This window comes from Mycobacterium sp. E2327 (assembly GCF_001672675.1).
Classification (GTDB): domain Bacteria; phylum Actinomycetota; class Actinomycetes; order Mycobacteriales; family Mycobacteriaceae; genus Mycobacterium.
The window spans coordinates 97863-107319 of sequence record NZ_LZKE01000093.1; the positions used below are offsets into that span (position 1 = coordinate 97863).

Sequence of the window (9457 nt, forward strand, 5' to 3'; positions counted from 1 at the left end):
CGGCTAACTGAACGGGCTGCTGTTGTCCTGCCACGCGGCCGATTCGGGACGCGGCCCATAACGCCGGGCGTAGTCCTCGTGCATCTTCGACTCTTTCTCGCGCTTGATCACGTCGACCAGGTTCGGGTCGAGGCCATGCTGCGCCAGCCGGTGGCGCCGCCAAACCTTGTTCAGCGCAAGCGATATCAGCACCGCCCAGATGTAGAGCGGCACCGTCATCTCCGTGTGTACGTACAGCGAAGCGGGCAGCAGCCAGAACGGTGCGAGCACGAACAGCGGCGGTATCGCCCACCGGATCATGTGCCGGCGCACGGCTCCCTTGCCCGCCAGATCGTTCGCGACCCAGCTGCGCATCGAATCCGGTAGGCATCGCCCGTACGAATAGCCGATGTACTGCCAAAGGTTGGGCTTGGTGGTAGTCATGGTTGCTCCTGCGTTGTTTAGGTCTGTAGTGCGCCGGCCGCCAAGGCGGCCGAGTTGATGCGCGTCAGCACCTGATGCAGATGCCGAAGTTCGTCCATGTCGACGCCCAGCCGCGCGACGACGGCGGGCGGGATCTTGCATGCCCGCCGGCGCAAAGCGGTGCCGCTGTCGGTGAGTTTGACGTCGGTGGTGCGCTCGTCGACGGCGTTTCGGGTGCGGGTGATCAGGCCGAGCGCCTCCAAGCGCTTGAGCATCGGCGACAGCGTCGCCGAATCCAACTGCAACGTGGCGGCAATCTCCTTGACCGACAGCGGTTTCTGTTGCCCGGCCCTCTGGCGATCCCAGAGCGTCAGCATCACCAGATACTGCGGATGCGTCAGCCCCAACGGCTCCAACAGCGGCCGGTAGACCGCCAGGACGGCGCGGTTGGTGATGCTCAGCGCGAAACAGACCTGCTGCTCGAGGGCGAGGGGGTCGATCTCCGGAGCGGTCGGCGCGGCCATGTTCACATCGTACGCTAATAGTTAGGACGCTAACTATGTTGGTCTGGTCACAGGAGCCTCGGCGAGGGTGCCCGATGGCCCTATCGCCCCGCGGGATCCGGCCCTATCATCTGGCATCGGTCACCTTCGTCCGCAGAGGAAACAAATGAACGGTTATCGCGAACTCCACCAGTCCAGCCTCGATGACCCGACGGCATTCTGGGCCGGTGCCGCGTCGGCCGTGACATGGATCCGGTCGCCGCGGCGAATCCTGGACGACGACCGCCCGCCGTTCTACCGCTGGTTTCCCGACGCCGAACTCAACACCTGCGCCAACGCGCTCGACCGGCACGTCGATGCCGGCCGCGGCGGCGCGCCCGCGCTGATCTACGACTCACCCGTGACGTCGACGAAACGCACCTTCTCGTATTCCGAATTGCTGGATCGCACAGCGCGTTTCGCCGGCGTCCTGCGTGACTTGGGGGTGGGTAAGGGCGACCGCGTGGTCATCTACATGCCGATGATTCCCGAAGCGGTCGTCGCCATGCTGGCGTGTGCCCGAATCGGCGCCGTGCATGCCGTCGTCTTCGGCGGGTTTTCCGCACACGAACTGGCCGCCCGGATCGACAACGCCCGTCCCAGCGTGATCGTTTCGGCGTCGTGCGGCATCGAACCGACCCGGCTGGTCGAATACAAACCGATGCTCGACGCGGCGATCGACGCCAGCGCGCATCCGCCGCGGCACTGCGTCATCGTGCAGCGCGAGCAATTGCGGTGCGGCCTGGTCGCCGGGCGTGACCAGGACTGGGAGACCTTGATCGGCCGGGCCGAACCGGCGCCGGCCGTCGCCGTCGCCGCGACGGACCCGCTATACGTCCTGCACACCTCGGGCACCACGGGACGACCCAAGGGCGTGATGCGCGACAACGGCGGCCATGCGGTGGCGCTGCTGTGGAGCATGCGGCACATCTACGACATCGGCCCCGGCGACGTCTTCTGGGCCGCCTCGGACATCGGCTGGGTGGTCGGGCACTCCTACATCGTCTACGGCCCACTCCTCGCCGGGGCCACCACCGTGCTCTACGAGGGCAAACCGGTGGGAACCCCGGACCCCGGCGCCTTCTGGCGGGTGATAACCGAGCACAACGTGAAGGCCCTCTTCACCGCGCCGACCGCCATTCGCGCGATCCGCCGGGACGACCCCGATGGCGCCTGGCTGCGCGAATACGACCGTGCCGGCTTGCAGTCGCTGTTCCTGGCCGGCGAGCGGCTCGACCCCGACACGTACCTGTGGGCGTCGCGGAAACTCGGCGTTCGCGTCATCGACCACTGGTGGCAGACCGAGACGGGTTGGGCCATCGCGGCCAATCCGGTTGGCGTGGAGGAACTTCCGATCAAGATTGGTTCGCCGGGCGTGCCGATGCCGGGCTACCGGGTCGCGATCCTGCAGCCGGACGGCAGCGGCTGCGCACCCGGAGAGGAGGGCGCGATCTGCCTGAGCCTGCCCCTGCCGCCCGGAACGTTCCCGACGCTCTGGGAGGACGACGCGCGCTACGAATCGTCATACCTGTGCGAGCATCCCGGCTACTACCTGACCGGCGACGGCGGATACGTCGACGAGGACGGCTACCTGTTCGTCATGGGCCGCATCGACGACGTCATCAACGTGGCCGGCCACCGGCTGTCCACCGGCGCCTTGGAAGCCGTGCTGGCGTCCCATCCCGCCGTGGCCGAAGCCGCGGTCATCGGCGTCGCCGACGACATCAAGGGTCAGGTCCCGCGCGGATTCGTCGTCCTGCAGGCCGGGTCGGCGCGGGACGGACTCGAAGACGAGTTGGTTGCGTTGGTCCGTGACGAGATCGGCGCGGTGGCGTGCCTGAAGCGGGTCGACATCGTCTCGGCGTTGCCGAAGACGCGTTCCGGCAAAATCCTGCGCAAGGCGATGCACCGGATTGCGCACGGTCACGACGACGAGATGCCCGCCACCATCGAGGATCCGGACGTGCTGCACGCCCTGCGCCCGGTCTTGAAGCCGGTGGGGAGCCGCTGACCGATCAGCTCGGCGGTATGGGCTCGAGATACAGTGCGCCCCAGATGATTTGAGCCAGGGACTCGGCCAGTTCGGCATCGTAGGTTCCCGGGGCGGTCGGCAGGTTCTGCTGGCAGGCGCGCTCGACCATCCAGGTCAGCGCGCTGGCCGTCGCGGTCGGGGACAGCTCGGGGCGGATGGAGCCGTCGGCCTGCCCGTCCTCGATGACGCGGGTCACGCGCCCGGTGATGGCGGTCAGCAGGTTTCGGTAGGTCGCCCCGACCACCGCGTCGTAGCCGGCCATTTCGTTCAGCGCGACGAGCACCGGTTGGTGGCGCCGGTAATTTCCGATGATTCCGGCCATGGCGGCGCGGACGTCGTCGGGGTCGTGCCGCCACGCCATGCTCCACCAGCGGTCCGCGCTGTTGGCGAGGTCGGCGAAAACCTGGCCGGCCAGCCGGCGCAACAAATGGCCCTTGTCCTCGAAGTAGATGTAGAAGCTGGCGCGCGAGATGCCGGCCTCGCTCGACAGCCGGTCCACGCTGAGCTCGGTGAAACTGGCGCCGTCGCGCATCAGCCGCTCGGTGGCGTCCAGCAACCGGCGTTCCATCTGCTCGCGTCGCTGCTGACGACCCTGTTCGCGATTGGCCTGCGCCCTTCGGGTGACCGACGGCATTCGCCCAGCATAGCCCAGCGTTCGACGCATTGACTAGACACTAAGTCTAGGCATATTGTCGGTCCGAGTGTGTGACTGGGGTCATAACCGAGGGAGGACGACGATGACGGTGGCGACCGGGATTTCCAGCAGGCGAGCGTACGACCCGATCGATCTGTCGTCGCGCGCGTTCTGGTCCACGACCGCGGCGGAGCGGGAGCGCTCGTTCGCCGTTCTGCGGGCCGAGCGCCCGGTGAGCTGGCACGCTCCGGTCGAGGGTTCCCTGATGTCCGACCCCGATGACCCCGGCTATTGGGCGGTCACAAGGCGGGCGGACATCGTCGCGATCAGCCGCAACAACGAGGTGTTCCTGTCCGGGCGCGGGGTGATCTTCGAGAACGTCCCCGTGGAGCTGCTCGAGGCATCGCAATCCTTCCTGGCGATGGACCCACCGCGACACACCAAGCTGCGCAAGCTCGTCAGCGCCGCCTTCACCCCGAGGCAGGTCCGCCGCATCGAGGACTCGATCAAGTCGAACGCCAAGGCCATCGTCGAAGAGCTACGCGCCGCCGGCAGTGGCGCCGATTTCGTGGAACACTGCGCCAAGCAACTGCCCATCCGAACGCTATCGGACATGGTGGGGATCCCGGAATCCGAGCGCGAGCGCGTGGCGCATGCGGCCGACGCGCTGGTGTCCTGGGCCGACCCGGTCTACCTCGCCGGCCGCAACCCGCTCGAGGTGCTGGTCGAAAACCAGATGTACCTCCACCAGGTCGCCGGCGCCCTGGCAGCCGAGCGGCGCGAGCGCCCGGGCGAGGACCTGTTCAGCGGCCTGGTGAATGCCGAGGTGGACGGCGACCGGCTCTCCGACGCCGACGTGTCCGCGTTCTTCGTGTTGCTCGCCGTGGCCGGCAACGACACCACCCGGCAGACCACCAGCCACGCGATGAAGGCGCTCACCGACTTCCCCGAGCAGCGGGCCTGGCTGCGCGAGGACTTCGACAACAGGATCGGCACGGCGGTCGAGGAATTCGTCCGGTGGGCCACGCCCGTCATGACCTTCCGCCGCACGGCGGCAACGGATGTCGAGCTGGGCGGCCAGAGCATCCGGACGGGCGAGAAGGTGGTGATGTTTTATCCGTCGGGTAACTGGGACGCCGATGCGTTCGACGATCCGGACCGTTTCGACTTGAGCCGCAACCCCAACCCGCACGTGGGCTTCGGCGGGGGCGGGTTGCACTTCTGCCTGGGCGCCAACGTGGCTCGCGCGCAACTGCGCGCCATCTTCGGCGAGTTGCTGCGCCAGTTGCCGCACATTCAGGCGGGCGAGCCGACCTACGTGCCGGGCAATTTCATCCACGGCATCCGCAGCATGCCGTGCACGTTCTAACGCGCTGCCGTCGGCGACAACTCGTCCACTAGCAACGTCAGCAGCTCCGAGCAGCCGCCGTCGACCTTCACGGTGGCCAGGTCGTCGCCGCGGGTGCGTCCCCGATTGACGATCGCGATCGGGAGGCCGAGCGCCGCGGCGTGCCGCACGAACCGGTAGCCGGAGAACACCGTCAGCGACGAGCCGGCGACCAGCAGCGCGTCCGCCTCGGCGATCAGCGAATACGCCTTTGCCACAACGTCTTTGGGGACGCTCTCGCCGAAGTAGACGATGTCGGGCTTGAGCATGCCGCCGCAGCGCGGGCAGTCGAGGTAGCGGAACGATGCGGTGTCGGCGACGACGGCGTCGGCGTCGGGGGCCACCGCCAGCCCGCCGACGGCCTCCGCGCGCTCGATAAATCCCGGGTTGAGCGCCTCGAGCTCTTCGGCGAGCGCGGCCCGGCTCATGCCGTACCGGCAGCTCAGGCAGACCACCCGCGCGTAGGTGCCGTGCAGGTTGACGACGTTTCGGCTGCCGGCCTTGGTGTGCAAAAGGTCGACGTTCTGGGTGATCACTCCGGTCACCACCGAGGCGCGCTCCAGCGCGGCCAGCGCCCGGTGCCCGGCGTTGGGCGCGGTGTCGTCCATGTGCCGCCACCCGACGTGGTTGCGCGCCCAGTACCGCTGCCGGAACACCGGATCCGAGGTGAACTGGCGGATGGTCATCGGGTTGCTCGGCGGCGAATCGGGGCCGCGATAGTCGGGAATGCCGGAGTCGGTGGAGATGCCGGCGCCGGTCAGGACCGCGACCCGCCGGCCGGCGAGCAGCGCGACGAGTTCGGGCGATTCCGCGCGGCTGGAGGTCACCCGTTCGAGGGTACGGGCAATTCAGGACGTCTCGAGGCAGTCGGCGGCCGTGGTGAGCTCGGCGGACATGTTCTGCTGCATCATCTTCAGCGCCGCCTTGCCCAGATCGGCGTCGATGTGGGCAACGGCGTCGGTCGGGATCACGACGGGGAAGTGGCGCACGTAGGCGTCGAGCGCGGTGTACAGGATGCATTGCTCGGTGACCTGACCGGTGAGGATCAACCGCTTGGTCTCCAGGCGCCCGAGCAGATAGGCGAGCGCCGTCGCATAGAAGGCGCTGTGACGGACCTTCGTCATCACCCGGCAGTCCTCGCCCGGCACGATCGGCTTGACCAGATCGGGCCGGGCGCCATCGAGCGCGGAGCCGACGATGTCGGAGAACTGGGCGGCGAAGTCGCCGTAGTTGTCGTTGACGTAGACCAAGTCGACGCCGTCGGCGTTCCGCGCGCGGTGGATCAGGTCGGCGAGCGGGTCCATGATTTTCTCGACATTGGGTATCAGATCCTCAGCATCGGGATGCTGATACGTGTTCATCATGTCGACGACTACGACAGCGGTATCGCTCATGCCGTTGGGGATACCCGGCGGGGACGAGTTGACGCCCGTCGGGCGACAATGGGAGGGTCATGGACTTTTACAACGCCTACCACCAGGGTTTTGTCCGCGTCGCCGCCTGCACACACCACACCGCGATCGGCGATCCGGCGGCCAACGCCGAGTCGGTGCTGCGGTTGGCGGGCCAATGCCACGACGACGGCGTCGCGGTGGCGGTCTTCCCGGAGCTGACGCTGTCCGGGTACTCCATCGAGGACATCGTCCTGCAAGACCTGCTGCTCGACGACGTCGAAGGCGCCGTCGCCGACGTCGTCGCGGCGTCGGCCGACCTGTTGCCGGTGTTGGTCGTGGGCGCCCCGCTGCGCTACCGGCATCGCATCTACAACACCGCGGTGGTGATCCACCGGGGCGTGGTGCTGGGCGTCGTGCCTAAGTCCTACCTGCCCACGTACCGGGAGTTCTACGAGCGCCGCCAGCTCGCGCCCGGCGATGACGAGCGCGGCACCATCCGCATCGGCGATATCGAGGCCCCCTTCGGTGCGGATCTGCTGTTCGCCGCGTCCGACCTGCCGGGCTTCGTGCTGCACGTCGAGATCTGTGAGGACATGTTCGTGCCGATCCCGCCCAGCGCGGAGGCGGCACTGGCGGGGGCGACGGTGCTGGCCAACCTGTCCGGCAGCCCGATCACGATCGGGCGCGCCGAGGACCGTTGCCTGCTGGCGCGCTCGGCGTCGTCGCGGTGCCTGGCCGCCTACGTCTACGCCGCCGCCGGGGAGGGCGAGTCGACGACCGACTTGGCTTGGGACGGCCAGACCATGGTCTGGGAGAACGGCGTGCTGCTCGCCACGTCCGAGCGCTTCCCGAAGGGAGAGCGGCGCAGCGTCGCCGACGTCGACCTCGAGCTGCTTCGCGCGGAACGGCTGCGGATGGGCACCTTCGACGACAACCGGCGCCACCACCGGACGACGGCAGAGTCGTTCCGGCGCATCGAGTTCCGGCTCGACCCGCCCGCCGGCGACATCGGGCTGCGCCGCGAGATCGAGCGCTTCCCGTTCGTGCCGGCCGATCCGCAACGGCTGGAACAGGATTGCTACGAGGCCTACAACATTCAGGTCTCCGGTCTCGAGCAGCGGCTGCGGGCGCTGGACTACCCCAAGGTGGTCATCGGGATTTCCGGCGGGCTGGATTCGACGCACGCGCTGATCGTCGCCGCCCGCGCGATGGACCGCGAGGAACGGCCGCGCAGCGACATCCTGGCGTTCACGCTGCCGGGCTTCGCGACGGGAGATCGTACCAAGCGCAACGCGATCGAGCTGTGCCGCGCGCTGGGCGTCACCTTTTCGGAGATCGACATCACCGAGACCGCACGGCTCATGCTCAAGGAGATGGACCACCCGTTCGCGCGGGGCGAGAAGGTCTACGACGTCACGTTCGAGAACGTCCAGGCCGGCCTGCGCACCGATTACCTGTTCCGGCTTGCCAATCAGCGCGGCGGGATCGTGCTGGGCACCGGTGACCTCTCCGAGCTGGGCCTCGGCTGGTCGACATACGGCGTCGGCGACCAGATGTCGCACTACAACGTCAACGGCGGTGTCCCCAAGACGCTGATCCAGCACCTGATCCGCTGGGTCATTTCGTCGGGCCAGTTCGAATCGGATGTGTGCGACGTGCTGCAGTCGGTGCTGGACACCGAGATCACGCCGGAGCTCGTCCCGAGCGGTGAGGAGGAAGAGCTGCAGAGCAGCGAGGCCAAGGTCGGACCTTTTGCCCTGCAGGACTTTTCACTCTTCCATGTGCTGCGCTTCGGGTTCCGGCCGTCGAAGATCGCCTTCCTGGCGTGGCACGCGTGGAGCGACCCCGAGCAGGGCAACTGGCCACCGGGTTTCCCCGAAGACAAGCGACCGTCGTACTCGCTCAAGGAGATCCGGCACTGGCTGGGAGTGTTCGTGCAGCGGTTCTACTCCTTCAGCCAGTTCAAACGCTCGGCCCTGCCCAACGGCCCCAAGGTGTCGCACGGGGGCGCGCTCTCGCCGCGCGGCGATTGGCGCGCCCCGTCGGACATGTCGGCGCGCATCTGGCTCGACGAGATCGAGCGCGAGGTGCCCGAAGACTAGGCCCGGCTCACGCCCTTGCGCGACGCCAGCCCTGGTACTGCAGCTCCGCAAAGATCAGCGTGTAGGCGCCGGCCGCCAGGTTCAACACGACGCCGGCCGCGGTCAATGGAAAGACATGCGCGAGCACGAGGACTATGGCGGCCGCGGTGTAAAGCAGGTTGGCAACGATGACGCCCATGCCGGCGCGGCGTACCGACGGCAAGGCGGCCAGCCCCAGCACGGCCACGCCGTAGGCGATCAAGAACGCGGCCATGCCGTACTCGAATGCCTTCGTCGTGCCCGATAGGTCGGCGAGCCGGCCGGCCAGCGGGATACCGGCCAGGCCGACCAATCCGCTGATGACGGCGTCGGCACGCATGGCAAAACGGAGCAACCCGTCGCGAGTTCCTGTGCGGTCAATGGTGGTGGCGGTGGTGGACATCGTGTTCCTCCTCGATGCTGACAACAGTCGTCACCGAGGCTGCTCGGAAACCGCTGCCAGATCGACGCCACACGCTGCCAACCACTGCCAACCGCAGGTCAGAAGCAGATGAGAGATGCCGACTTGTCCGCCTCACACCGACAATCAGATGCGGTGCGGGCCCGCGCTACGCTAACGAATGAGGCCGACCCCGGGGACGAATCGCCCGACACTGGCGGCGTAGGCGCGGTAGGTGTCGCCGTGGGTCCGCAGCAGGTATGGTTCCTCGACGCGGCGGACCTGCAGCTCGATCGTGGCGACGAGCAGGATGAGGCCCGCGACTGCAACGACGTTCGGCGTCACCAGGACGATGCCGATCCCGAACAGGAGCATCGCACCGTAGATGGGTGATTCCTGGCGGATCGGGGTTGACACCACGGAGACCACCACGCTGGTGCACACCGGCACGTTCGGCCGGATCCGCAATCCCATCTACGGTGCGATGCTCCTGTTCGGGATCGGCATCGTCCTGGTGACGCCGAACGTCGTTGCAGTCGCGGGCCT

Annotated in this window: 9 protein-coding genes and 1 pseudogene; 3 read left to right on the top strand and 7 right to left on the bottom strand. The window is 67.5% G+C overall.

The window, feature by feature from the left end:
• Window positions 1-3: 3 nt before the first annotated feature.
• Window positions 4-423, bottom strand: coding sequence for a DUF5313 domain-containing protein (locus tag A5712_RS10175; RefSeq protein ID WP_068104072.1), 420 nt, complete (start codon window positions 421-423; stop codon window positions 4-6).
• A gap of 17 nt (window positions 424-440) precedes the next feature.
• Complete coding sequence (locus A5712_RS10180) at window positions 441-926, bottom strand: MarR family winged helix-turn-helix transcriptional regulator (protein WP_068104103.1); 486 nt, start codon at window positions 924-926, stop codon at window positions 441-443.
• A gap of 145 nt (window positions 927-1071) precedes the next feature.
• Between A5712_RS10180 and A5712_RS10185 the strand changes: the two genes are divergently transcribed.
• The gene (locus A5712_RS10185; protein WP_068104074.1) at window positions 1072-2955 is read left to right on the top strand and encodes an AMP-binding protein; all 1884 of its coding nucleotides are present in this window, start codon (window positions 1072-1074) and stop codon (window positions 2953-2955) included.
• A gap of 4 nt (window positions 2956-2959) precedes the next feature.
• On the opposite strand, the gene A5712_RS10190 is transcribed toward A5712_RS10185, so the two are convergent.
• Window positions 2960-3610, bottom strand: coding sequence for a TetR/AcrR family transcriptional regulator (locus A5712_RS10190; protein ID WP_068104076.1), 651 nt, complete (start codon window positions 3608-3610; stop codon window positions 2960-2962).
• Window positions 3611-3713: 103 nt separating this feature from the next.
• Here A5712_RS10190 and A5712_RS10195 point away from each other — a divergent pair, with 103 nt between their 5' ends.
• Window positions 3714-4979 (top strand): cytochrome P450, encoded by a 1266-nt coding sequence (locus A5712_RS10195; RefSeq protein WP_068104078.1) that lies wholly within the window; start codon window positions 3714-3716, stop codon window positions 4977-4979.
• Here A5712_RS10195 and A5712_RS10200 read toward each other — a convergent pair.
• Window positions 4976-5824, bottom strand: a complete 849-nt coding sequence (locus A5712_RS10200) for an NAD-dependent protein deacetylase (protein ID WP_068104080.1) — start codon at window positions 5822-5824, stop codon at window positions 4976-4978. The genes A5712_RS10195 and A5712_RS10200 overlap by 4 nt on opposite strands.
• Window positions 5825-5845: 21 nt before the next feature.
• Window positions 5846-6391, bottom strand: coding sequence for a cysteine hydrolase family protein (locus tag A5712_RS10205; RefSeq protein ID WP_068104082.1), 546 nt, complete (start codon window positions 6389-6391; stop codon window positions 5846-5848).
• Between the two features lie 59 nt (window positions 6392-6450).
• Between A5712_RS10205 and A5712_RS10210 the strand changes: the two genes are divergently transcribed.
• Window positions 6451-8493, top strand: a complete 2043-nt coding sequence (locus tag A5712_RS10210; RefSeq protein WP_068104084.1) for an NAD(+) synthase — start codon at window positions 6451-6453, stop codon at window positions 8491-8493.
• Between the two features lie 7 nt (window positions 8494-8500).
• Here the strand turns inward: A5712_RS10210 and A5712_RS10215 are convergent, their stop codons facing one another.
• Window positions 8501-8914, bottom strand: coding sequence for a hypothetical protein (locus tag A5712_RS10215; protein ID WP_068104086.1), 414 nt, complete (start codon window positions 8912-8914; stop codon window positions 8501-8503).
• A 171-nt stretch (window positions 8915-9085) separates the two neighbouring features.
• Window positions 9086-9301, bottom strand: a pseudogene (locus tag A5712_RS10220) (isoprenylcysteine carboxylmethyltransferase family protein); the annotation flags it as partial.
• Window positions 9302-9457 lie beyond the last annotated feature (156 nt).